This is a genomic window from Citrifermentans bemidjiense Bem (genome assembly GCF_000020725.1).
Classification (GTDB): Bacteria; Desulfobacterota; Desulfuromonadia; order Geobacterales; family Geobacteraceae; genus Geomonas; species Geomonas bemidjiensis.
This window is the reverse complement of sequence record NC_011146.1, coordinates 4,159,627-4,182,837: the sequence shown is the minus strand read 5'-3', so window position 1 is coordinate 4,182,837 and position 23,211 is coordinate 4,159,627. Positions and strand designations below refer to the sequence as shown.

Annotated in this window: 18 protein-coding genes; 4 read left to right on the top strand and 14 right to left on the bottom strand. The window is 61.4% G+C overall.

Features of this window, described 5'->3' with window-relative positions; all coding sequences use genetic code 11:
* Nucleotides 1-108 precede the first annotated feature (108 nt).
* Both GBEM_RS18240 and GBEM_RS18235 read left to right on the top strand, forming a co-directional pair.
* Nucleotides 109-858: an endonuclease/exonuclease/phosphatase family protein gene (locus tag GBEM_RS18240; RefSeq protein WP_012532082.1), complete on the top strand. Its 750-nt coding sequence runs from the start codon at nucleotides 109-111 to the stop codon at nucleotides 856-858.
* 121 nt (nucleotides 859-979) lie between these two features.
* Complete coding sequence (locus tag GBEM_RS18235) at nucleotides 980-1,321, top strand: hypothetical protein (RefSeq protein ID WP_012532081.1); 342 nt, start codon at nucleotides 980-982, stop codon at nucleotides 1,319-1,321.
* 98 nt (nucleotides 1,322-1,419) lie between these two features.
* Here the strand turns inward: GBEM_RS18235 and GBEM_RS18230 are convergent, their stop codons facing one another.
* A complete protein-coding gene (locus GBEM_RS18230) occupies nucleotides 1,420-3,240 on the bottom strand; it encodes a KUP/HAK/KT family potassium transporter (RefSeq protein ID WP_012532080.1) in 1,821 nt (606 codons plus the stop codon).
* Between the two features lie 248 nt (nucleotides 3,241-3,488).
* Here GBEM_RS18230 and ileS point away from each other — a divergent pair, with 248 nt between their 5' ends.
* The gene (ileS, locus tag GBEM_RS18225; protein ID WP_012532079.1) at nucleotides 3,489-6,266 is read left to right on the top strand and encodes an isoleucine--tRNA ligase; all 2,778 of its coding nucleotides are present in this window, start codon (nucleotides 3,489-3,491) and stop codon (nucleotides 6,264-6,266) included.
* 32 nt (nucleotides 6,267-6,298) lie between these two features.
* Complete coding sequence (gene lspA / locus GBEM_RS18220; protein ID WP_012532078.1) at nucleotides 6,299-6,793, top strand: signal peptidase II; 495 nt, start codon at nucleotides 6,299-6,301, stop codon at nucleotides 6,791-6,793.
* Between the two features lie 146 nt (nucleotides 6,794-6,939).
* Here the strand turns inward: lspA and ybgC are convergent, their stop codons facing one another.
* From ybgC to GBEM_RS18155, 13 genes are all read right to left on the bottom strand, one after another.
* Nucleotides 6,940-7,341 (bottom strand): tol-pal system-associated acyl-CoA thioesterase, encoded by a 402-nt coding sequence (gene ybgC, locus GBEM_RS18215; RefSeq protein WP_012532077.1) that lies wholly within the window; start codon nucleotides 7,339-7,341, stop codon nucleotides 6,940-6,942.
* Nucleotides 7,342-7,422: 81 nt separating this feature from the next.
* Nucleotides 7,423-10,617 (bottom strand): bifunctional [glutamate--ammonia ligase]-adenylyl-L-tyrosine phosphorylase/[glutamate--ammonia-ligase] adenylyltransferase, encoded by a 3,195-nt coding sequence (glnE, locus tag GBEM_RS18210; RefSeq protein WP_012532076.1) that lies wholly within the window; start codon nucleotides 10,615-10,617, stop codon nucleotides 7,423-7,425.
* Nucleotides 10,614-11,654, bottom strand: a complete 1,041-nt coding sequence (gene mtnA, locus GBEM_RS18205) for an S-methyl-5-thioribose-1-phosphate isomerase (RefSeq protein WP_012532075.1) — start codon at nucleotides 11,652-11,654, stop codon at nucleotides 10,614-10,616. The genes glnE and mtnA overlap by 4 nt, the downstream gene beginning before the upstream one ends.
* A 170-nt stretch (nucleotides 11,655-11,824) precedes the next feature.
* Nucleotides 11,825-13,291, bottom strand: coding sequence for an Asp-tRNA(Asn)/Glu-tRNA(Gln) amidotransferase subunit GatB (gatB, locus tag GBEM_RS18200; protein WP_012532074.1), 1,467 nt, complete (start codon nucleotides 13,289-13,291; stop codon nucleotides 11,825-11,827).
* 175 nt (nucleotides 13,292-13,466) lie between these two features.
* Nucleotides 13,467-14,924 carry an Asp-tRNA(Asn)/Glu-tRNA(Gln) amidotransferase subunit GatA gene (gene gatA, locus GBEM_RS18195; RefSeq protein WP_012532073.1) on the bottom strand — a complete coding sequence of 486 codons (1,458 nt, stop codon included), beginning with the start codon at nucleotides 14,922-14,924 and terminating at the stop codon, nucleotides 13,467-13,469.
* A gap of 70 nt (nucleotides 14,925-14,994) precedes the next feature.
* The gene (gene gatC / locus GBEM_RS18190; RefSeq protein ID WP_012532072.1) at nucleotides 14,995-15,282 is read right to left on the bottom strand and encodes an Asp-tRNA(Asn)/Glu-tRNA(Gln) amidotransferase subunit GatC; all 288 of its coding nucleotides are present in this window, start codon (nucleotides 15,280-15,282) and stop codon (nucleotides 14,995-14,997) included.
* A gap of 94 nt (nucleotides 15,283-15,376) precedes the next feature.
* Complete coding sequence (lptM, locus tag GBEM_RS18185; protein WP_012532071.1) at nucleotides 15,377-16,147, bottom strand: LPS translocon maturation chaperone LptM; 771 nt, start codon at nucleotides 16,145-16,147, stop codon at nucleotides 15,377-15,379.
* 3 nt (nucleotides 16,148-16,150) lie between these two features.
* A complete protein-coding gene (gene argH, locus GBEM_RS18180) occupies nucleotides 16,151-17,527 on the bottom strand; it encodes an argininosuccinate lyase (protein ID WP_012532070.1) in 1,377 nt (458 codons plus the stop codon).
* Nucleotides 17,528-17,688: 161 nt separating this feature from the next.
* Nucleotides 17,689-18,831 carry a hypothetical protein gene (locus GBEM_RS18175; RefSeq protein WP_041262864.1) on the bottom strand — a complete coding sequence of 381 codons (1,143 nt, stop codon included), beginning with the start codon at nucleotides 18,829-18,831 and terminating at the stop codon, nucleotides 17,689-17,691.
* A 322-nt stretch (nucleotides 18,832-19,153) separates the two neighbouring features.
* Complete coding sequence (locus tag GBEM_RS18170) at nucleotides 19,154-19,582, bottom strand: NUDIX domain-containing protein (RefSeq protein WP_012532068.1); 429 nt, start codon at nucleotides 19,580-19,582, stop codon at nucleotides 19,154-19,156.
* A gap of 65 nt (nucleotides 19,583-19,647) precedes the next feature.
* Complete coding sequence (locus GBEM_RS18165; RefSeq protein ID WP_012532067.1) at nucleotides 19,648-20,868, bottom strand: argininosuccinate synthase; 1,221 nt, start codon at nucleotides 20,866-20,868, stop codon at nucleotides 19,648-19,650.
* A 50-nt stretch (nucleotides 20,869-20,918) separates the two neighbouring features.
* Nucleotides 20,919-21,830: an ornithine carbamoyltransferase gene (gene argF / locus GBEM_RS18160; protein WP_012532066.1), complete on the bottom strand. Its 912-nt coding sequence runs from the start codon at nucleotides 21,828-21,830 to the stop codon at nucleotides 20,919-20,921.
* Between the two features lie 93 nt (nucleotides 21,831-21,923).
* Nucleotides 21,924-23,117 (bottom strand): acetylornithine transaminase, encoded by a 1,194-nt coding sequence (locus tag GBEM_RS18155; protein WP_012532065.1) that lies wholly within the window; start codon nucleotides 23,115-23,117, stop codon nucleotides 21,924-21,926.
* Between the last annotated feature and the right edge of the window lie 94 nt (nucleotides 23,118-23,211).

Sequence of the window (23,211 nt, the reverse complement as noted above, 5' to 3'; positions counted from 1 at the left end):
GCTACTTTTTGAAATCAAAAAGTAGCCTGTCCCCCTTTTGGAAAATGTGTATAATCTTGAGCGCCCTCTAATGGTAAAGCGCAGCCAACCCACGCCCGCAGGTGCGCCATGTCCGACGAAGACCGCTCCTTCACCATCATGACCTACAACGTGCACCGGCTGATCGGCAACGACCGGCACTCCTCCGCCCCCCGCATAGCCGAAGTCATCCATACCTATCAACCCGACATCGTCTGCCTGCAGGAACTCCCCGGCGCCAGGGTGCGCCCGGAGGTCGGCGGGGCCTGCCAGAACCTGGTGCATGAGCTTGCACTCCTGGAGACTGGGGGACGGCATTTTTTCCTGGAAAGGGAGCGCTGGGGGAAGGTGGTGTTGAGCCGCTTTCCGATGCGGCTGGTCCAGGCCGGCGGGCTGCACCCGCAGAACCGGTACCGCACCGTGGTGCCGCGGGGCGTGCTCTGGGTCGAGGTCGACCTCTTCGGACAGAAGCTGCAGGTGGTGAACGTCCACCTGGGACTGACACCCCAGGAGCGGAATTCCCAGGTAAAGGTGCTGACCGGTCCCGAATGGCTCTCGCATCCTGACTGCCGCCCGCCGGTCGCCCTTTGCGGGGATTTCAACACATTGCCGAGTTCCACCATCCACAAGCAGCTCAAGAACGCGCTCATGGACGAACAGGAGAAGCTCAAGTTCGGGCACAACCATTTCACCTTCCCGAGCAAGCTCCCCATGGTGCGGTTCGACCACATTTTCGTCTCCCCCGATCTCGTGGTGGAAGAGGAGCTGATCCCCCGCACCAAGCTAACCGGCGCTGCCTCCGACCACCTCCCCCTGGTGGTCAGGCTGCGCCTGGCATAAGCTGTTGATCTGTATATCTCTTGCACAACATCGGTTGAAAGTCCTAAAGTCTCGGACGCCCCGTCCGAAGAGAACGCAATAAAGAACATCCGTCCCCAGGGATGAAAAACGGAGAGAGGCCATGAGCGAATACACGGAGATGCCGGCAGATATGGAGGTTCAGGAAGTAATCATTGACAGGGTCCTGCAGAATACGGGCGCTTTGCTGGAGATCTGCCTGGTAAAGCACGGCAAGCAGTACGAGGCCGCTATCTTCGTCGACAGAAGGTATAAGCCCGGTCCGCCTCTGCCCCGCCCGCTGGAGTCCCCTTCCGGGACCGCGACCCACTGGATGGGCGTGCGCCCCAAGGTGGGCCTGTCGGCTGAAGAGACGGAAAAAATCGTCTACGAGGTCACCGGTCTCAACGCCTTGCACCGCATCACCATGAAAGACAACTGGGGGAACCTGCTGGACGCCGTCTAGGGGTCTTCCAGGCATCGAAACTGAAAAGGCCGCATCGTTGTTGGCGATGCGGCCTTTTTTTGTCTTTCCCTTTACCGATTTGAGATCCCCTTCCTTTTTTACATCTCCACCCGGGTCATGACCCCCTGCAGCTTGGTCGCGGGAAGCTTGTTGAACTGCACGAAGTTCGGGGTCAGCTTCTTCATCAGCGCGAACAGCTTCCAGACCGGGTTCCTGGTCTCGATGTCCTCGATGCCGTAGAAGATCACCTTCTCCACGATACCGTGTTCCTTCAACTGCTTCTCGATGTCGAGTAGTTCCATGTAGCCGGCGCTGATCTGGAAGAATTCGAGCCCGGTCCCCACGTCCTTCTTGTGCCGGGCGATGTTGCCGAACGGCTCGTCGGTGCGGATGATGGAGATCAGGATGTTCCGCTCGTAGATGATGTTAGAGCGGATCATGCAATGGACGATGTAGGGGGGGATGACGTCGAGCGCCTTGAGGAAGAAGAGCGCTGTCCCCGGGATGTTCTTGTTCTTGCCGTAGATCTGCTCGTAGGAAAGCATGAAGATGTCGAGGTCCAGCGGGCGCAGTGCGCGGTACAGCTGGCGCTGCCCCTTGGTCCAGACCTGGATGGTGATGAACGGTACCGAGGCGAGCGCGATGGACCAATAGGCACCGTGCACGAATTTCGGGAAGGTCGAGGTGAAGTAGATGAGGTCGATGACGGCGATGACGGCAACGACCGGAACCTTCCATTTCTTCGTGGTCTTGGAGAAGACCATGATCATCATCAGCGCCGTGATGGTCATCGATCCGGTGACGGCCATGCCGTAGGCGGCGGCGAGGTTCACCGATTTCTGAAAGAAAAACATGACGAAGATGACCGCGCACATGAGCGTCCAGTTGACCACGCCGATGTAGATCTGGGACTGGATGTGCTTGGAGGTGTAGTCCACCTTGAATAGCGGCATGAGCCGCGTGGTGATCCCCTGGTAGACGATGGAGAAGACGCCGCTGATGATCGATTGCGACGCGATGATGGTGGCCATGATGGTCAAAAGCAGGAACGGGATGTAGAGCAGGCTTGACTGCTCCTGGATCATGCCGAAAAGGATGTTCTTCGTGTCCGGGTGCTTGAGCAGGAAGGCCCCTTGACCCAGATAGTTCAAGTAAAGCGCGGCGAAAACGAAGTACCAGGCCCGGATGATGGGCTTCTTCCCCAGGTGCCCCATGTCGGCGTAGAGCGCCTCGCCGCCGGTGGAGCAAAGGATCACCTCGGAGAGGACGAAGTAGCCGGCGATGCCGTTTTCGCGGAAGAAGTCGATGGCGTACATCGGATTGATGGCCGCGACGATGCCGGGGGTGCCGGAGATGGAGACGAGCCCCGACACGAGGAGCGAACCGAAGTAAAGGATCATGATCGGCCCGAAGACCCCGGCCATCTTGTCCGTGCCGCGCGACTGGAAGAAGAAGAGCGTGAAGGCGATCAGTGCCGCGATGACGACCAGCACCCCCTGCCTCGTCGCCTCCAGCCCCGGTATCAGCAAAAGGCCCTCGACGGCGGAGAGTATGGAGATGGCGGGGGTGATGACCCCGTCCCCCAAGAGAAGCGAAACCCCGAGGAAGGAGAGAAACCCGGCGAAGGCCAGCACCCGCCCCTGCTTGAAGAGCTTGATGATGATTTCCCGAAGCACGATCTCGCCGCCTTGCCCCTTCTTGCCGAGGCTCATGGCGAGCCAGGCGTACTCCGCAGTCACCAGAATGGTCATGGTCCAGAATACAAGACAGAGGATGCCGTAGACATTGGCATGGGTCGGCTTGGTCAAGGTGAAAACGACGGTGAGTGTGTATATGGGGCTCGTGCCGATGTCACCAAAGACGAGGCCGAGTGCTTTCACGATTCCGCCCCAGAATGAATCCTGAGTTTTGTGGGTCATAGAACTCCTTTGAGACAGTGACACGCTGGCGGCGTAAGGTAAAAGCAGTGCCAAGTGCCACGGCGCCAACGCTATATACACCATTCCGTCGGCGTTTGCCACCTTCGCATGGAAATCGCCCTCTCAAGCCACCTCCACAACCCCGTGAAACTGGCGGAAATCCCCGTTTGCCATTGACATTATGCGATATAGCTAGTAGTTTATGTCGTTTCTCTCAGGGCTTTAACTGACAGTGCGGAGGCCGTAACATGGACTACAAAGAAACATTGAACCTGCCCCAAACAAACTTCCCTATGAAAGGGAATCTTCCCCAACGCGAGCCGGAGATGCTCAAGCATTGGGAGCAGGTGGAGATAGACAAGAAGATCGAAGAGGCGGGCAAGTCGAAGCCGCGCTACGTCCTGCACGACGGACCTCCCTACGCCAACGGCCACATCCACATCGGCCACGCCCTAAACAAGATCCTCAAGGACATCGTCCTCAAGAGCAAGAGGATGGAAGGCTTCGCCGCCCCCTACGTCCCGGGGTGGGACTGCCACGGGCTCCCCATCGAGCTGCAGGTGGAGAAGAACCTGGGGAGCAAGAAACACGAGATTTCCAAGCTCGAGATGCGCAAGCTTTGCCGCGAGTACGCCGCGAAGTTCGTCGCCATACAGCGCGCCGAGTTCGAGCGCCTGGGGATCTTCGGCGAGTGGGATACCCCGTACCTGACCATGAACGCGAGCTACGAGGGGGCCATCGCCAGAGAACTGGCGCGCTTCGCCGAAAACGGCGGGCTTTACAAGGGGAAGAAGCCGGTGCACTGGTGCTCCTCCTGCGGCACGGCGCTCGCCGAGGCCGAGGTCGAGTACGCCGACCACAAGTCCCCCTCCGTGTTCGTGAAGTTCCCGCTCAAGGAGGAGCTCGGTAGCGTCGTCCCCGAGCTCGCCGGCAAAAAGGCCTCCATGGTGATCTGGACCACCACCCCCTGGACGCTCCCTGCCAACCTCGCCATCGCCATCCACCCGGACCTCGACTACGTGGCGCTGAAGCTTGAGAGCGGCGACGTCGTCATCGTGGCGGACGGCCTGAAGGAGAGCTTCCTGAAGGAGATCGGCGCCGAGGGCGAGCTGCTGGCGAAATTCCCCTCCAGGCTGCTTGAGAAGCGGCTTGCCCGCCATCCGTTCTACGAGCAGGATTCCGTCATCCTCCTGGGCGAGCACGTCACCCTGGAAGCCGGTACCGGCTGCGTCCACACCGCTCCCGGCCACGGCCAGGAAGACTACGAGCTGGGGCTAAAGGAAGGGCTCGACATCTACAACCCGGTCGACAACCGCGGCCGCTTCTACGAGAACATCCAGTTCTTCGGTGGCCAGTTCGTCTTCGACGCCAACAAGAACGTGATCGAGAAGCTAATCGAGGTCGGGGCGCTTCTGGGGCAAAAGGAGATCTCCCACTCCTACCCGCACTGCTGGCGCTGCAAGAAGCCGATCATCTTCAGGGCCACCGAGCAGTGGTTCATCTCCATGGAGAGAAACGACCTGCGCGGCAAGGCGCTGGAGGCGATCAACAGCGTGAACTGGATCCCGAAGTGGGGGCGCGAGCGCATCTACGGCATGATCGAGAACCGCCCCGACTGGTGCGTCTCCAGGCAGCGTTCCTGGGGCGTTCCCATCACCGCCTTCTACTGCAAGAGCTGCGGCAACGTGCTGGCCGACGGCAAGATCATGCACCAGATCGCCGACCTCTTCGCCGAGCACACCTCCGACATCTGGTACGACTGGGAAGCGTCCAGGTTCCTCCCGGAAGGAACCTGCTGCCCCTCCTGCGGCAAGAGCGAGTTCGACAAGGAAACCGACATCCTCGACGTCTGGTTCGACTCCGGCGTTTCCCATGCAGCGGTTCTGGAATTGCGCGACAACCTCTCCTCACCGGCGGACATGTACCTTGAGGGAAGCGACCAGCACCGCGGCTGGTTCCACTCCTCGCTTCTGGCGAGCGTCGGCACCCGCGGCCGTGCGCCCTACAAGAACGTGCTGACCCACGGCTTCGTCATGGACGGTGCCGGCAGGAAAATGAGCAAATCGGTCGGCAACGTGGTCGCTCCCGAGGACGTCATCAAGAAGTTCGGCGGCGACGTGTTGAGGCTCTGGGTTGCGGCGCAGGACTACCGCGACGACCTGCGCATCTCCCAGGAGATACTGACCCGTCTCTCCGAGAGCTACCGCCGCATCAGGAACACCTGCCGCTACATCTTGGGCAACATCAACGACTTCAACCCGGACACCGACCTGGTGGCCTACGCCGACATGCCGGAATTGGACCGCTGGGCCATGCACCAGTTGGAACTCTTGAAGGAAAAGGTGCTCGCCTCCTACAAGGACAGCGAGTTCCACATTCTCTACCACGCGGTGAACGGCTTCTGCACCGTCGAGATGAGCGCCTTCTACCTCGATATCCTGAAAGACAGGGTCTACACCAGCAAGAGCAGCTCGGTGGCGAGAAGAAGCGGCCAGACCGTGATGTACCTGATCCTCGACGCCCTGGTGCGCATGGTGGCGCCGGTACTCTCCTTCACCGCAGAAGAGGTCTGGGCGGAGATGCCCGGCACGCGCGAGTCGAGCGTGCACCTGGCGCAGTTCCCGGCGCTCGCGCCTGAGGTCAAGGACGAGGCGCTCGCGCAGCGTTGGGAGAAGATCATCAAGGTCCGCGCCGAGGTCTCCAAAGCGCTGGAGTTGGCCCGCGTGAAGAAGGTGATCGGCCATTCGCTGGACGCCGCCGTCGCCATCAAGGCCAGCGGCGATACCGAGGCGCTTTTGAAGGAATTCGCCGGGGAACTGGCGCAGATCTTCATCGTTTCCAAGGCGGAGCTTGCCGCGCAGGTCGGCGGCGAGGTGTACCAGGCTGAAGGGATAGAAGGGCTGGAGGTCGGCGTCACCGCCGCCCCGGGCGAGAAGTGCGAGCGCTGCTGGTGCTACGACGAGCAGATCGGGCAGGACAGCGAGCATCCGACCCTCTGCCCGAAATGCCTGGCCGCGGTGAAATAGAGCGTTTTTCAGACAGAACTTCTAAGGACTCTATGAAAGCAAAGTACATCATACTGCTGGCGGTCTCCGTGCTGGTGCTGGTCCTGGACCAGGTGACCAAGGTCTACATCGACAAGACCATGCGGTTGCACGACTCCATCACCGTTATCGAGGGGTTCTTCAACATCACCTACCTGCGCAACAAGGGGGCGGCTTTCGGCATCCTGGCGAACTCCTCCTGGCGGCTCCCCTTCTTCCTGCTGGTCTCCGCCGTGGCGGTCGTGGTCATTCTCGTGGTAGTAAGCCGACTGCGGGATGACCAGAAGGTAAGTGCCCTCTCCCTCTCGCTGATATTCTCAGGAGCGTTAGGCAACCTGATCGACAGGGTGAGGCTCGGCGAGGTGATCGACTTTCTCTACGTCCACTGGTACGAGCATTACTGGCCCGCCTTCAACGTAGCCGACTCAGCCATCTGCGTAGGCGTCTTCCTTCTCGCCATAGAGATGGTGCTGGAAGAGAGAAGGGAAAAGGCGCAGAAGCAGCAGTAAAGGCAAAGGCACTCACCACAGAGGGATCACAGAGGATACACAGAGGAAAAACAAAAACCGAAAGGCTTTAGGGTTTGAACCCCAAAAGCTTTCCGGTTTTTTGTTTTTCCTCGTTTTGTTTTTCCTCTGTGGTGAGTGCCTTAGGTTTATGCGGTCTCTTCCATCAGCGAGCTGAAAAGGTCGCGGATCTCCTGCGGCAGGCGCCTGGGGCGCATCTCCGGGTTCACGCAGGCGAGCGTCACCTTCGCTTCGACCAGGAGCTTCCCGTCCTCTTTTCGCACCACCTGCTGCGCCGCGGTGAAGGAGCTGTTTTTCAGCGCCGCTATCTGCGTCCGCACTTCCAGAAGGTCGTCCAGCCGCGCCGGCGCCCGGAAGTTCGCCTCTATCGACACCACGGGGAAGATGATCCCCATGTCGTGCATCTCCCGCACCGAGAGGCCGTGCTTTCTGAGGAACTCGGTCCTCGCGCGCTCCATGTAGCTGATGTAGTTGGAGTGGTACACCACCCCCCCAGCATCGGTATCTTCGTAATAAATCCGTACTTCCATCCGTCCTCCATTGAAAAGGGGGACAGGCTACTTTTTGATCTCAAAAAGTAGCCTGTCCCCTTTTTAGTTATATCCCCCTCCCTAACCCTCCCCCTCCGGGGGAGGGGACATACCTTCGCTTCCCAACACCCGCCCGTACACCTCGCGAACAGCGCCGGTGACGCGCTCGTAGTCGGCCATGAGCGCCTCCCCCGGGTTTTTCAGCATAGGGTCGTAACCGAGCCGTCTGGCCAGCTTGTTCAGGTACTTGAGCGGCCCGCCGAGGTCGTTCATCGAGTAGTCGTGGATGATCCGCAGGCGGTTCTCCAGGCGGCGCAGGAACTTGTAGCCGTCGAAGAGGGCATGGTAATCACGCCCGGGAAGTATCCCCAGCTGGTGCATGGCATCCATGGCGCGCAGCGTGCTGGTGCTGCGGATTTCACGGTACTCGCGCCCGTACTTAAGCTGCAGGAACTGGATGATGAACTCGACGTCGACCATGCCGCCGCGGCCGGTCTTGATGTTGTAGCTCCCGCTGGTCTCCTTGGCGAGCTCGTTCTCCATGCGCATGCGCAGCCGGTGGATCTCGCTGCGGACGGTTTCGTCGGCGCCGGCGCCATACACGGTCTTCTCGATGATCCCCTCGATCTTCTGCTTCAGGTCCGGGTCGCCGTAGGTTACCCGCGCCTTGGTCAGCGCCTGGCGCTCCCAGATCTGCGCCTCGGCCTCGTGGTACCCCTGGAACGCCTCCAGCGAGGTGACCAGCGGGCCGGCGTTCCCGGAAGGGCGCAAGCGTGTGTCTATCTTGTAGGCGTACCCCTCGCGGGTCTGGGTGGTGAGCACCAGGATGATCTTCTGCCCCAGCTTGGAGAAGTACTCGCGGTTGGTGATGCTCTTCTCGCCGTCGGTGTACCCCTGCCCCTCGTAGATGTAGATGATGTCCAGGTCGGAGTGGTAGTTGAGCTCGAAGCCCCCCAGTTTCCCCATGGCCACCACGGCGAAGGTCGCCTCGCGTTCGGAGCCGTCCTCGTCCTTGACTATCGGGCGCCCGAAGCGGGCCAGTTCGCCGGTGGCAAGGCAGCAGGCCGCGGCCAGGCAGACGTCGGCCAAGTCGGTCAACTGCCGCGCCACCTCGGGCTGCTTCATCTTGCCGTGGACGTCGTTCATGCCGATGCGCAGGAACTCTTCGTGCCGGTAGCTGCGCATGGCATCGAGTTGCTCCTCGAAGTCGTCCGCCTGGGTCAGGAAGTCGTCCAGCTCGTGCGCCATGGCGGCGCGCTCCTTCTGCAGGTAGGCGTAGCCGCGCGTGGTCATGCTGTCCAAGAGTTCCGGGTGACCGATGAAGATCTTGGAGAGGAACTCCGACATCCCGAACAGCGAGGTGAGGAGCTTCAGTATGTCGCGGTTTTCGGCGAGGAGCGCGTAGATGGAGGCGCGGGTCCTGGTGGAGGAGAGGAAGCGCTCCAGGTTGACGAGCGCGAGGTCCGGGTCGGGCGCTGCGAACACCTCCTGCAAAAAGAGCGGGGCGATCTTCTCCAGGGTGCGGCGCCCCTGGTTGGTGAGATTCACCTTGGCTGGCCCGTCGCGCAGCACCAGGAGGTTGTCGTAGGCGACGTCAGGGTTCTCGAACCGCCGCTCCTCCAGCATGTCCTTGATCAGGTCGGGGTCGGCGTTGTGATCGAAGAAGTAGTGCACCTCGGGGAGCACCTCCTCCTTGATCTTCTCGTCCCGGGAGAGGAATAGGTCTCCGTAGATGGCGGAGACTCCACGCCGGTGCAGCTCCAGGGTCTCGCTGAAACGGTGCAGCCCGTCCTTTCTCAGGTAGCCGCAGCGCCTGGCAAGCGCCCGCAACTCTTCTTCTTTCCTCGGCAGGGCGTGGGTCTGGCGCTCCTGGACCACCTGTATGCGGTGCTCCACGGTGCGCAGGAAGCGGTAGGCGTCCGAGAGGGCGACGCAGTCGGCTTCCTTGATGATGTGCGACTGCCTGAGCGTCTGCAGGGCGGCCAGCGAGTTCTTCACGCGCAGGTTGGGGTTCTTCCCGGCATATACCAGCTGCAGCGCCTGGATGAAGAACTCGATCTCGCGGATGCCGCCGCGCCCGAGCTTGATGTTGACCTCCCCCTCCTGGCTTCTCGCCAACGAGGCGTCGATCTTCTTCTTCATCGCCATCATGTCTTCGATGAGGTTGTAGTCGAGGTAGCGGCGGTAGATGAACGGGGTGAGGGCCGCGAGTATCGCCTCCCCGAGTTCGATGGATCCTGCAACCGGGCGCGCCTTCATCATGGCGGCGCGCTCCCAGGACTGCCCCCAGGACTCGTAGTAGACCTCGGCCGAGCGCATCGAGGTGGCGAGGTCGCCGGCCTTGCCGTCCGGCCGCAGCCCCATATCCACCCGGAAGACGAAGCCGTCCTCGGTGACCTGGGAGATGGCGCGGCTCACCATCTCGGCGAGCTTCACGAAGAAGGAGTGCAGGGAGAGCTTTCCCTTGAAGCCCCCCCTCCCGTCGGGAATGCCGGTGCTCTCCCCCTTGTCGGAGGAGTAGAAGTAGATCAGGTCGATGTCGGAGGAGAAGTTGAGTTCGCGTCCCCCGAGCTTTCCCATGCCGATGATGGTGAATTCCGCCTCCACTTGGCCGTCCGGTGTGGTCTGCATCGGCGTGCCGTGCTCACGGGCCAGCTCGGCAAGGGCCGCCTCGTAGGCCAGCTGCAGCGTCACTGCGGCGAGAGAGGCGAGCTCCCCGGTCACCTCTTCCAGCGGGGAGAGCCCGTTCAGGTCGCGGGCCGCGATGCGCAGCATCTCCGAGTACTTGAAGCGGCGCAGGTGCGCGAAGAGATCGGCGTATCCGGTCCCCTCGGGGACGCGGCTACGCAGGGTGGCGAGCATCTCGGGCTCGGAGCGGCTGCACATGATCTCGCGGTCGAGGAACAGCCTTTTGAGGGACGACGGGTCGCGGCAGATGAGGTTGGTGAGGAAGGGGGAGGAACCGCAGATGTTCATCAACTGGGTGAGGAGCGCCCGGCGGGAGCAGAGTTCCAGGAGGATATCGTTGGGGACGGCGGTGCTGATGCGCTCCAGGCCGTTCAAGGCCATGTCGGGAAGGGGGGTGGCCAAGGCGGCGATGGCGACCTCGATCAGCCGCTCGCCGGGGAGCAGTTCGGATAACAGGCGCAGGTTTTCCACCGAGCGGGCGCCGTAGCTGTAGCCTCCCTGTTCGAGCAGCTGTGCGAGCCCGCTCCCCTGGCGCTGCGACAGCGCGGCGAGGAGCGCCCCCGCCAGATCCGACTGGCGGCGCGTCATTGCCCGACCAGCGCCTTCAGCTCCCTTTCGTAATCGCCGCGCACCACCCCTTTTTCTGTGATGATTCCGGTGATGTAGCGGGCGGGGGTGACGTCGAAGGCGGGATTTCTTACCTTAACCCCTTCGGGCGCGATCTGGATCCCCTTGATCTGGGTCACTTCCTCGGAGGCGCGCTCCTCGATCGGGATCAGGTCGCCGTTGGCAAGCTTCAGGTCGAGCGTGGATATCGGGGCCGCGACGTAGAACGGAATGCGGTTTTCCTTGGCGAGGACGGCGACCGAGTAGGTGCCGATCTTGTTGGCGGTGTCGCCGTTCGCCGCGATGCGGTCGGCGCCGACCACGCAGAAGTCTATCTGGCCGGTCTTCATGAGCCAGCCTGCCATGTTGTCGGAGATCAGCGTCACCGGGATCGAGTCCTTCATCAGCTCCCAGGCGGTGAGGCGCGCGCCCTGGAGCCAGGGGCGGGTTTCGTCGGCGAAGACGCGGATCCCCTTGCCCGCCTCGTGCGCGCCGCGGATGACGCCGAGCGCGGTGCCGTAACCTGCCGTCGCCAGCCCGCCTGCGTTGCAGTGGGTGAGGATGGAGGCGCCCTCCTTGACCAGCGCGGCGCCGTGCCTGCCGATCTCCTTGCAGATGGCGAGGTCCTCGGTCTCGATGCTGATCGCCTCCGCCTTCAGCAGTTCCCGGATCGAGTTGAGATTCAGCTCCTTATGCTGCAGGGCGACCCGCTTCATCCGCTCCAGGCCCCAGAAGAGGTTGACCGCGGTGGGGCGGGTGCGTCCGATCACTTCGCAGACGTTTTCGAGCTGGCGGTAGAAGGTGTCGAAGCTGTCGGCGATGATCTCGCGCGCCCCGAGAGCGACCCCCATGGCGGCGGCGATGCCGATGGCGGGAGCTCCGCGCACCACCATGCCGCGAATGGCCTGGGCCACACCCTGAAAGTCGGTGTACTCGTTGTAGACCTCCTCGGCCGGGAGCCTGGTCTGGTCTATCATGATCACCTTGTTGTCGCGCCACTCTATGGTTCTGAAGGACATCGTCTACCTCGAAAGCACTGTCTTTGCTCCCTCCCCCCTGGCGGGGGAGGGTCGGGGTGGGGGGGGAAGGCGCCACGGCTGATCCGGTGGCAGCTTCACCCACCCCCCGACCCCCTCCCGTCAAGGGAGGGGGGGGAGCAGGTTGTTCGGTCTGAAAGATGGTGTCGTAGTTAGCTGTTGAGTTTCTTTAGCAGCAGTTCGTTTACGACGGCGGGGTTCGCCTTCCCTTTGGAGGCGCGCATGACTTGGCCCACGAAGAAGCCGAAAAGGGTCTCTTTGCCACCCCTGTACTCGGCTACCTGCCCGGGGTTCTTCTCCAGCACCTCGTCCACCATGGCCTCGATGGCTCCGGTGTCGGAGACCTGCACCAGACCCTTCTCCTCGACGATCTTCTCCGACGCCTTGCCGGTCTTGTACATCTCGTCGAAGACGGTCTTGGCGATCTTGCCGGAGATGGTCCCTTTCTCCATCAGCTTCAGGAGGTCGGCCAAGAGAGCCGGGGTGACCGGGCACTCGGCGATGGAGCGGTTGTTGTCGTCGTTGAGGGCGCGGGTGACTTCGCCCATGACCCAGTTGGAGACGGTCTTGGCCTGCGGGAAGAGCGCGACCGTGTCCTCGAAGTACTGCGCCAGCTCGCGGCTTGCCACCAGGACCTCGGCGTCGTACTCGGGGAGTCCGAATGCAGAGCCGCCAAATACGGCCCCTCCTTCCGACATGAAGCGCGCGCGCTTCGCCTCGGGAAGCTCGGGCAGCCCGCCGCGCACCTTCTCGATCCAGTCGTCCGAGATGATCACCGGGACCAGGTCGGGGTCCGGGAAGTAGCGGTAGTCGTGCGCCTCCTCCTTGCCGCGCATGGAGCGGGTGGTGCCGGTGTTCGGGTCGAAAAGTCGGGTTTCCTGGACCACCTTGCCGCCGTCGTCGAGGATCTCGGCCTGGCGCTCAATCTCGTACTCGATTGCCTGCTTGATGAACTTGAAGGAGTTGATGTTCTTCAGTTCCGCGCGGGTGCCGAAGACGTTGGAGCCGACCGGCATGAGCGATACGTTCGCGTCGCAGCGGAAGCTCCCTTCCTCCAGGTTGCCGTCGCAGATCCCCAGATACATGACGATCTGGTGCAGCTTCTTCAGGTAGGCGATTGCCTCGTCCGGGGAGCGCATGTCCGGCTCCGAGACGATCTCCAGTAGCGGCGTGCAGGCGCGGTTCAGGTCGACGCAGGAATCGTCCACCCCGGGGATGTCAGCGTGCACCAACTTGCCGGCGTCCTCCTCCATGTGGATGCGGGTGATCCCGATCCGTTTCTTTTCGCCCTCCACCTCGATGTCCAGGTGGCCGTGCTGGCAGATGGGGAGGTCGAACTGGCTGATCTGGTAACCCTTCGGGAGGTCAGGGTAGAAGTAGTTTTTCCGGGCGAAGACGTTCCTTTTGGTGATGGAGCAGTTGGTGGCGAGTCCGGCGCGGATGGCGTATTCCACCACCTGCTGGTTCAGTACCGGGAGCGCGCCTGGTAAGCCGAGGCAGACCGGGCAGGTCTGGGAGTTCGGCTCCGCCCCGAAGCGGGTCGAGCAGCCGCAGAAGATCTTGGTGTTGGTGGTGAGCTGGGTGTGGACCTCGAGCCCGATGACGACCTGATATTTCATAGATAGCTCCAAAAAACCTAAAACCGTTAGCAAGGAGAAAATCTGAGGAAATCTGAGCAAACCAAACAACGGCTTTTGGTCTTAACCGCTAAAGGCTTTGAGTCTTAAATTCTCTGGTTCACGGTTTTCTCAGAAGTCCTCAGACGTTCTCCGTGCCAATGGTTTTGACTTTGTTTTACAGCGGCGCCTTCTTCAGGTGCCACTGCGTCTCCCTTTCGAAGGAGTACGCGGCGGTGAGGATTTCCTGCTCGCCGAACGGTTTCCCTACCAGTTGCAGCCCGATGGGAAGTCCTGCGGCGCTGAACCCGGCGGGAACGGAGATGCCGCAGGTTCCGGCCAGGTTCACCGGAATGGTGAAGATGTCGGAGAGGTACATCTGCAGCGGGTCCTCGAGCTTTTCCGCGATCTTGAAGGCCGGGGTGGGCGCTATCGGGGTCAACAGCACGTCGACTTCCTTAAAGGCGTTCAGGAAGTCCTGCTGGATCAGGGTGCGCACCTTCTGCGCCTTGACGTAGTAGGCGTCGTAGTAGCCGGAGGAAAGGGCGTAGGTTCCCAACATGATGCGGCGCTTAACCTCGGGGCCGAACCCCTCGGCGCGGCTCTTGGAGTACATCTGCGCCAGGCCCCTGGCATCCTCTGCGCGGTGCCCGAAGCGGACGCCGTCGTAGCGGGCCAAGTTGGCGCTAGCCTCTGCGGTGGCGATGATGTAGTAGGTGGCGACGGCGTACTCGGTGTTGGGGAGGCTCACTTCACGAATGTCGGCGCCGAGGCTCTTGTACATGGCGATCGCCTCGTCCATGGCGCGCTTCACGTCCGGGTCGAGACCCTCGATGAAGTACTGCTTGGGAAGGCCGATCTTTATACCCTTTACGCCTTTGGCGAGGGAGGCGACGTAGTCGGGGACCGGGGTGTTGACCGAGGTGGAATCCATCGGGTCGTAACCTGCCACCGCTCCCAAAAGGAGTGCCGAGTCGGTAACGTCGCGGGTGAGCGGGCCTACCTGATCCAGCGAGGAGGCGTAAGCGATGACGCCGTAGCGGGAGACCCTGCCGTAGGTCGGCTTCAGGCCCACGCAGCCGCAGTGCGAGGCCGGTTGGCGTATCGAGCCGCCGGTATCGGTTCCGAGCGTCGCGGTCGCGGTGCGTGCGGCGATGGCGGCGGCGGAGCCCCCGGAGGAGCCGCCCGGCGTGCAGGAAAGATCCCACGGGTTCTTGCAGGGGCCGAAGTAGCTCGACTCGTTGGAGGAGCCCATGGCGAACTCGTCCTGGTTCAGCTTGCCGACGATGACCGCGCCCTGCTCTTTAAGCTTTGCTACCGCTGTGCCGTCGTAGGGGGGGACGAAGTTTTCCAGGATGCGCGAGCCGCAGGTGGTGCGGATTCCCTTGGTGACGAATATGTCCTTGAGGCCGACCGGGATGCCGGTCAGAGGCGCGATTTCGCCAGCGGCGATGCGGCGGTCCGCGTCCTCAGCCTGTACCAGCGCCTGCTCCGGGGTCACGGTGATGTAGGCGTTCACCTGGCTGTCCACCGCCTCGATCCGGTCCAGCATGGCGCGGGTCGCCTCGACGGAAGAGACCTCCTTCGCCTTCAGCTTCTCATGCAGCTCGTGTATGGTTAGGTCGAAAATTTCCATTGCAAAACTCCGGTGTTGAGCGATTTTGTGGTCAGTCTCAGCTGTCAGACCTGTCAGACTCAGACTGCCTTTACTCGATGACCTTGGGAACCCTGAAGAAGCTCTGGGCGCGCAGGGGGGCGTTGGCCAGGGCCGCCTCGACGCCGATCGAGCCGGTCGCCTCGTCCGCCCTGAAGGCGTTCTCCATCGGGACCGCGTGGGAGGTCGGCACGATCCCCTCGGTGTCCAGTGCGTTCAGCTTCTCCACGTAGGAAAGTATCGAGTCCATCTGCCCGGTGAAGGTGTCCAGCTCGGCTTCGGAAAGCTCCAGCCGGGCGAGCCGCGCCACATGCTCCACCTGTTCTCTTGTGATCTTCATGACCGCTCCAAAAGGCGCCCAGACGGCGCCTGAAAAGGTTAATTCGTGCCCTCGGTTATTATCATGAACCTCTTAAAAAGGCAAGGAGAGGGGGTTATTCAGGAAGCGTCAGGGAACCTTCCGCAACGTTTGAGGGTGCGCTCTCTACGGTCTCTTCCCCTACCGTGGCGACGCTCGTGACCGCATAGCTGAAGGGAACGCCGAATTGCGGGAGGTGGTCTATGTAGTTGTTGGCGGTGACCGGCGTCGCGTTGAGCGGGAAGAGGGGGAACTCTTCCCCCTTCTTGCTGCGGTAGATGTTGTACCCGGCGGGCGTTCCCTGCTCCGGGGGGAGCCCCACAAAGGAAAGCGTCACCGCTTCGGCGGAGGATGCGGCCTCCAGCACGGGGGGGAGCGGTGGGATGGCCGCGGTACGGCGCACCCGGTTGGAATCCTTGCTCTGGACACCTGCCGTCGTGAAGGAGCGGAGCTTATACTGGTACAGCTTCCCGGTGGTCAGGTCGCGGTCGTCGTAGACCCAGAAGTTCCCGGAGCGCTTTGCCGCCTTGGGGTACTCGATTTCTATCTTCACCGGTTCGCCGTAGGCGGTCGCGCATTCCTCGCAATCGTCGTTGGGGGGGAGCACTACGCGCTTGAACAGGAGAAAGCCGGCCAGGTCCTTAAGCGCGGCGCCCCCTTCCTGCTTCGAAGGCGCGGACCATCTCACCTGGAACCGTCCATCCTTCTGGGCCAGCGCCAGGTTCGTGACCGGCGCCGGCACCAGCGCTTCCGGCGGCACCAGCGGTCCTTTCTTGCCGCAGCCGGAAAGAAGCGCCAGCGTCGCCGCCAGGATGAAGCCGCAGCAAATTCCCCTCAAGACCGCCACCGGTTACCTACCTTCCTTGGCCCGGGCGATCTCCGCGCGCACCCGCTCCAGCGCGGTGCCGCCGGTCGCGCGACGGGCGTTGACCGAGGCCTGCAGGGTGATCGATTCGAAGATGTCCTCCTCGATGCGCCCGGAGAAAAGCTGCCACTCGGCAAGCGAAAGCTCGGGGATGTCCATCTCGTTCTCGATGCAGTAGCGCACCGTCTTACCAACGATCTCGTGGGCGTCGCGGAAGGGGATTCCCTTACGCACCAGGTAGTCGGCCACATCGGTCGCGGTGGAGAAACCCGCTGCCGCGGCGGTCTTCATCCGCTCCGGGTTGATCTTCATTTCGCGCACCATGTCGGCGAAGACCTTGAGGCACCCTTTCACGGTGTCGATGGTGTCGAATAACGGCTCCTTGTCTTCCTGCATGTCCTTGTTGTAGGCGAGCGGGAGCGATTTCATCAGGGTCAAGAGGGCCACCAGGTTGCCGTTGACGCGGCCGGTCTTGCCGCGCACCAGCTCCGGGACGTCCGGGTTCTTCTTCTGCGGCATGATGGAGGAGCCGGTGCAGAAGGAGTCGGAGAGCTCCACGAACTTGAACTCGCTGGTGGACCAGAGGATCAGCTCCTCCGAGAAGCGGGAGAGGTGCACCATCAGGATCGACGAGGCGGCGCAGAACTCCATGGCGAAGTCGCGGTCGGAGACCGAGTCGAGCGAGTTGCGGGTGACACCGTCGAAGTCGAGGAGTTCCGCCACATACTCGCGGTCGATGGGGAAGGTGGTCCCGGCCAGGGCGCCTGCGCCCAGGGGAAGCACGTTGGTCCTTTTCAGGCAGTCCTCCATACGCGCCTTGTCCCGCTTGAGCATCTCGTGGTAGGCCATCATGTGGTGCGAGAAGAGGATCGGCTGGGCGGTCTGCAGGTGGGTGAAGCCCGGCATGATCACGCCGAGGTTCTCCTCCGCCTGGTGGATGATGGCGTCGATCAGGAGGTCGATGTACGCCGAGACCTCCACCAGTTCGTCCCGCAGGTAGAGCCTGATGTCGAGCGCCACCTGGTCGTTTCTGGAGCGGCCGGTGTGGAGCCTCTTGCCGGCGTCGCCGATCTTCTCGGAGAGCCGCGCCTCGATGTTCATGTGGATATCTTCCAAAGAGACCGAGAAGTCGAACTCGCCCGCCTCGATCTGCTCCAGGATAGTCTTCAGCCCCGAGACGATGCTTTCGACGTCGGCAACCGGGATGATCCCCTGCTTGCCCAGCATGGTGGCGTGGGCGATGGAGCCGCGGATGTCCTGGTGGTACAGGCGCTTATCGAAGTTGATGGAGGCGGTGAATTCTTCTACGAACTTGTCGGTGGGTTGGGTGAAACGCCCGCCCCACAGCTTGTCTTTGGACATGTTTGTCTCCTGCTGCTGGTTTTCGCCCCTCCCTCCCTGGACGGGAGGGGGCCGGGGGGTGGGTGGAGCTGCAATAAGCGCTGTCGTTGCGCCTACCCCCACCCCCTAACCCCCTCCCGCAAGGGGAGGGGGGATGCGTGCTTTTAAAAAAAATCTGCCGGTTACCGCGAGGACTGCCCCTCGCCGTCCCCCACCTTGACCCACTCCTCGCCGGCCCAGCGCATCACCGCGTGCACCTTGAGGGGAACCCTGGACGTTCGCGGGTCCAGTTCGTGGTTCAGGGGGAGGTTGAAATAGAAGAGTCTCGTTCCCGAGCTGAAGCGCAGGCGGCAGACCGGCGCGCCGTCGAAATCGTCGCTGGAGAACTCCCGCTCCTGGTAAGGGGGCATCTTGTGCTTCGCGCTGATAGCCACGAAGGAAATCCCGTAGCAGGGAGCGCAGCGGACCCCCTGGATCTCGCTTTCGTCGGAACAGTTGCCGAAGAGCGTCACCGTTTCGCGCACCCCCGGCGTGTCCTCAAGGTACTCGCCGTAGAAGCCCGAGAGCACCTCGCGATAGGAGCGGTGCTCCGGTTTCGGGTTGCACTGGATCACGAAGAGGGCGTCCAGGGACTGCCTCATGGTGAAAAAGAGCCGGTTCGAGTGATCGATGATCTGCTTGATGTTGGACGAGTAGAGGTCGCGGTAGAGGTAATCGAGGCAGATTATCGTCATGAAGTTGAAGCAGGCCGGTTCCCCCCTGAAGAGGTAGAAATGGCGCCCGCGGTACAGGTCGTGGTCCTTGTCCAGGAACTCCTCGCCGCGGAAAGGGTGCGTCTTCGCTTCGAGGAAGACCCGGACCCTGCCGGTCGATTCCTTGATGGCGACGCAGCACCAGTTGACCGGCATGCCGAGGATGTCGCCGGAATCCACGTCGTGCTCGACGCATTCCAGGGCGTCGGCGTTGTCCGCGTGGAACCGGATCAGCAGGCTGCGGTACTGCTCCAGGGTGATCTGTTCCAAGCCGAACATGGTCACCGTGTTGGGGCGGAACTTGTGCTCGATGGTCGAGAGCATCTCGTCAAAGTGCGACAGCGGTACCGAAGTTTCCGGGAACATGAGAAAGTGCAGCCGCTTCAGGTTCCCGTCGCCCGCCGCCACGAGGTCGAGCACGCTTTGCACCATGCGCCACTGCTCTTCGGGCTTTTCCAGCGTGAAGAGGTGGTCCCGGCGCCTCAGCCGGTTCGGGATCTGGGCGATGAGACAGTGCAGGTGATGGCCCAGGGGGAAATCGAGCTGGACATGTTTCTCGATGATCTTGACCACACTAACCCCGTAAACCAATTGACAATTGACAATTGATAATTGACAACGAAAGGCCGTAAACCAATTGACGGTTGACAATTGACAACTAAAACCTGAACACCAACACAACAATTGACAACGAACGGCTGAACTTCACTTACCAATGTACGATTGACGATTGACAATGAACAGCTGAGCACTGACGAACAAGTAGCTGCACTAAATGATGACAAAGAACTGCGGCAGTTGAAGATGGACAAGTGACAGTGGAGCTGAGAAGGGGTTCCCATTGTCAATTGTCAATTATCAATTGTCAATTGGTTCTAAACGGTTCTAAACGGTTTTAAACGGTTTTAAACGTTTTTCCCAGAATGAACCGTGCGCCGGCGGGGATCTTGTACTCCGCCAATTCTTCGGCGGCTACCCAGCGCGCCTCGGACACTTCGTCCCGGTTGTGCTTCACGTCGCAGTAAAGCGGGGTGCAGCGGTAATAGATTATGATGAAGTGATAGTTGTCTTCGCCTGGCGTCACATGCTCGAAGACGTCGATCAACTCCCCTACCTCCACTTCGAGGCCTACTTCCTCCCACACCTCGCGCTTGAGCGCGGCTACGATGGGCTCCCCGAGATCGATCTTCCCACCCGGCATCACCCATTCGCCCTGGAAGGGAGGGACGTTGCGCTTGGTGAGAAGCACCCGGTCGTCGGTGTCGATGATGACGGCTACCACCGAGGTGACAATATGGCCCGCCTTGAACTCGTTTTGCTCCATATAAAGCGAGATAGGGGCACGAAAGGTTTCGTGCCCCTATGGACCCTCCTGTACTGCCAGTTGCCTTACTTGTTCTTGTTGGCCAGCATGAGCGAACGGATCCTGAGCCTCAGGGAGTTCAGCTTGATGAAGCCCTCGGCGTCCGCCTGGTTGTAGACCTGATCCTTCTCGAAGGTGGCGAAGTCGAGGTTGAAGAGCGAGTCGCTCTCGGATTTCCTGCCTACGGTGCGGCAGTGACCTTTGTAGAGCTTCAGCCTTGCCACGCCGTTCACGGTCTTCTGGGATTCGTCGATCATGCACTGCATCATCTCGCGCTCCGGTGAGAACCAGTAGCCGTTGTAGATCATCTCTGCGTAGCGCGGGATCAGGGAGTCCCTCAGGTGCATGACTTCACGGTCCATGGTGATCTGCTCGACGGCCATGTGCGCCTCGCGCAGGATGGTGCCGCCCGGGGTCTCGTACACGCCGCGGGACTTCATGCCGACCGAACGGTTCTCCAGGAGGTCGACGCGGCCGATGCCGTGCTCGCCGCCGATGGTGTTCAGGTGAGCCAAAAGCTCAGCCGGGGACATGCGCACGCCGTCGACAGCCACCGCGTTCCCTTTTTCGAACTCGATCTCGATGTACTGCGGCTTGTTCGGCGCCTTCTCCGGAGCCTTGGTCAGCACGAACATGTTCTCGGGGGGCTCCAGCCAGGTATCCTCCAGGATGCCGCCTTCGAAGGAGATGTGCAAAAGGTTCCGGTCGGAAGACCAGGGGCGCTTCTTGGTGATCGGGATCGGGATGTCGTTTCTCTTCGCGTAGTTGATCAGCGCCTGGCGGGAGTTGAGCTTCCATTCCCTCCACGGGGCCACGACGGTGATGCCGGGGTTGAAGTGGTAGTAGGCGAGCTCGAAGCGAACCTGGTCGTTACCCTTGCCGGTGGCGCCGTGAGAGACCGCGTCGCACCCTTCGATCTTGGCGATTTCCATCTGGCGCTTAGCGATCAGCGGGCGCGCTATGGAGGTGCCGAGGAGATAAGACCCTTCGTAGATCGCGTTGGCGCGGAACATCGGGTACACGAAGTCGCGCACGAACTCTTCGCGCAGGTCGTCGATGTAGACCTTGTCGGCGCCCGTCTTGAACGCCTTCTCGCGAACCGGCTCCAGCTCGTCTCCCTGTCCCAGGTCAGCGGAGAAGGTGACCACTTCGCAGCCGTACTCGTTTTTGAGCCATTTGAGGATGATGGAGGTGTCAAGCCCGCCGGAGTAGGCGAGGACGATCTTTTTCACTTCTTTCTTTGCCATGGGTTCTCCTTATCTTTGTGTGATCGGTCGGATCGTTTGGATCGGTCCGATTATTTCATCAAAATGGCCATGATGGCCTTTTGCACGTGCAGCCGGTTCTCCGCCTCGTCCCAGACCGCGGAGTGGGGGCCTTCGATGACGTCGTCGGTGATCTCCTCGCCGCGGTGGGCCGGCAGGCAGTGCAGCACCATGGCGTTCCCCTTGGCGAGATCGAGGAGCTCCTCGTTCAGCTGGAATCCGGCGAAAGCCTTCTCCCTGATCTTCTGCTCCTCTTCCTGTCCCATGCTAGCCCAGACGTCGGTGTTCAAGACGTCCGCGTCCTGGGCGGCGACTTTCGGGTCGCGGGTGACGACGATCTTGGAGCTGGCGTGCTTTTGCGCCCACTCAAGCACCTGCGGGTTCGGGTCGTACCCCTCGGGGCAGGCGAGGGTCAGGTCGAAGCCGAAGATGGCCGCGGCTTCGATCCAGCTGTTGGCCATGTTGTTTCCGTCGCCGATCCAGGCGAACTTGAGCCCCTGGTACCCCCCCCTGTGCTCGATCACGGTGAAGATGTCGGCCATGATCTGGCAGGGGTGGTGCAGGTCGGTGAGCCCGTTGATGATGGGGACGGAGGCGTATTTGGCGAACTCTTCCACCGTCTCCTGGGCGAAGGTACGGATCATGACGCCGTCGCAGTAGCGCGCCATGACGCGGGCGGTGTCCTTGATCGGCTCGCCGCGACCCATCTGCGAGTCCTTGCTGGAGATGAAGAGCGGGTGCCCTCCCAGCTGGTACATCCCGATCTCGAAGGAGAGCCTGGTGCGGGTGGAGGACTTCTCGAAGATCATGGCGAGGGACTTCCCTTTCAAAAGGTGGTGCTCGACGCCCTTTTTTTGCTTTTCCTTGAGCTCTTTGGTCAACAGGAAGATCGCGTCCAGTTCAGCCTTCGAGAACTGGCTCAGCGCGAGGAAGTCTCTTTTCATGTGGTGTGGTCTCGTTTCTAGTTTTAATGGTGCCGGCCGAGCCGGCACCTCATATCAACTTCCCCCTCCCGTCAAGGGAGGGGGAGGGAGCAGTTAAAGTTCCTGCAGAATTCCGGTCAAAATGCTGAGCATCTCGTCCACTTCTTTCTTTCCGACGATCAAGGGCGGCACGAAACGGAGCACCTTTTCCTGGGCGCAGTTCAAGAGGAGCCCCCGGGAGAGGGCGGTCTTCACCAGGTCGCCGCCGGGGATGGAAAGCTCGACCCCGATCATGAGGCCGATGCCCCGCACGTCGGTGATGAACCCGGGGAACTTATGCTTCAGCGCCTCCAACTCGCCCATCAGGTACTCGCCGATCTCCTCGCAGTGGTTCAGGACCCCTTCTTCCTGCATGGCCCTGATGGTGGCGACGGCGGCGGCGGTGACCAGCGGGTTGCCGCCGAAAGTGGAGCCGTGGGTTCCTGGGGAGAAGGCTGCCGCAAGCTTCTCGGTGGCGAGCATGGTCCCGATGGGGGCGCCGCCGGCCAGCGCCTTGGCCAGCGTCATGATGTCGGGGGTGATGCCGAAGTGCTCGTGGGCAAACATCTTCCCGGTCCTGCCCATCCCCACCTGCACCTCGTCGAAGATGAGGATCAGGTTGTTCTCGTCGCAAATCTGGCGCACCTTTTGGAAGTAGGCGGCGTCCGGGACCACCACGCCACCCTCGCCCTGGATCGGCTCCAGCATGATGGCGCAGGTGCAGGGGCCGATGGCCTCCTTGAGCGCCTTGGCGTCATTGAACGGCACATGGCGGAACCCGTGCAGCAGGGGATCGAAGAATTTCTGCACCTTCTCCTGCCCGGTCGCCGAGACCGTGGCCATGGTGCGGCCGTGGAAGGAGGAGATGGCGGTGATGATTTCGTAGCGGTCGACGCCGTACTTCTCGCGGCTGTACTTCCTGGCCAGCTTGATGGCCGCCTCGTTAGCCTCGGCGCCCGAGTTGCAGAAGAACGCCTTGTCCGCGAAGGAGAGTCCGCAAAGAAGCTCGGCCAGTTCGATCTGCTGCGGGATATGGTAGTAGTTCGAGCAGTGGATCAGCTCCGCCGCCTGCTTGGCGAGGGCCGCCGTCACCTTCGGGTGGCAGTGCCCCAGGTTGTTCACCGCGACCCCCGCGAGGAAGTCCAGGTACTTCTTGCCGTCCGCGTCCCACAGGTAGCATCCATCGCCCTTCACCGGGACCAGCGGATAGCGGCCGTAGGTCTTCATGATATATTTGTCAGCTTTTTCCATCCATGCTGCTGAATTCATAGAATCTCCTAGAAACCGTTCAACGTTCCGGGTTCAACGTTCGAGAGGCGGCGTCGGCAGCGTTGTCTCTTCACTGTGACGGCGCCGTACCATC

What these genes read in the sequence shown, in the direction of transcription:
- GBEM_RS18240 (WP_012532082.1), top strand. Translation starts at nt 109, where the DNA reads ATGTCCGACGAAGACCGCTCCTTCACCATCATGACCTACAACGTGCAC.
- glnE (WP_012532076.1), bottom strand. Translation starts at nt 10,617, where the DNA reads ATGACGCGCCGCCAGTCGGATCTGGCGGGGGCGCTCCTCGCCGCGCTG.
- gatA (WP_012532073.1), bottom strand. Translation starts at nt 14,924, where the DNA reads ATGGAAATTTTCGACCTAACCATACACGAGCTGCATGAGAAGCTGAAG.
- ybgC (WP_012532077.1), bottom strand. Translation starts at nt 7,341, where the DNA reads ATGGAAGTACGGATTTATTACGAAGATACCGATGCTGGGGGGGTGGTG.
- GBEM_RS18155 (WP_012532065.1), bottom strand. Translation starts at nt 23,117, where the DNA reads ATGAATTCAGCAGCATGGATGGAAAAAGCTGACAAATATATCATGAAG.
- GBEM_RS18170 (WP_012532068.1), bottom strand. Translation starts at nt 19,582, where the DNA reads ATGGAGCAAAACGAGTTCAAGGCGGGCCATATTGTCACCTCGGTGGTA.
- gatB (WP_012532074.1), bottom strand. Translation starts at nt 13,291, where the DNA reads ATGAAATATCAGGTCGTCATCGGGCTCGAGGTCCACACCCAGCTCACC.
- GBEM_RS18165 (WP_012532067.1), bottom strand. Translation starts at nt 20,868, where the DNA reads ATGGCAAAGAAAGAAGTGAAAAAGATCGTCCTCGCCTACTCCGGCGGG.
- gatC (WP_012532072.1), bottom strand. Translation starts at nt 15,282, where the DNA reads ATGAAGATCACAAGAGAACAGGTGGAGCATGTGGCGCGGCTCGCCCGG.
- argF (WP_012532066.1), bottom strand. Translation starts at nt 21,830, where the DNA reads ATGAAAAGAGACTTCCTCGCGCTGAGCCAGTTCTCGAAGGCTGAACTG.
- GBEM_RS18230 (WP_012532080.1), bottom strand. Translation starts at nt 3,240, where the DNA reads ATGACCCACAAAACTCAGGATTCATTCTGGGGCGGAATCGTGAAAGCA.
- argH (WP_012532070.1), bottom strand. Translation starts at nt 17,527, where the DNA reads ATGTCCAAAGACAAGCTGTGGGGCGGGCGTTTCACCCAACCCACCGAC.
- mtnA (WP_012532075.1), bottom strand. Translation starts at nt 11,654, where the DNA reads ATGTCCTTCAGAACCATAGAGTGGCGCGACAACAAGGTGATCATGATA.
- GBEM_RS18235 (WP_012532081.1), top strand. Translation starts at nt 980, where the DNA reads ATGAGCGAATACACGGAGATGCCGGCAGATATGGAGGTTCAGGAAGTA.
- ileS (WP_012532079.1), top strand. Translation starts at nt 3,489, where the DNA reads ATGGACTACAAAGAAACATTGAACCTGCCCCAAACAAACTTCCCTATG.
- lspA (WP_012532078.1), top strand. Translation starts at nt 6,299, where the DNA reads ATGAAAGCAAAGTACATCATACTGCTGGCGGTCTCCGTGCTGGTGCTG.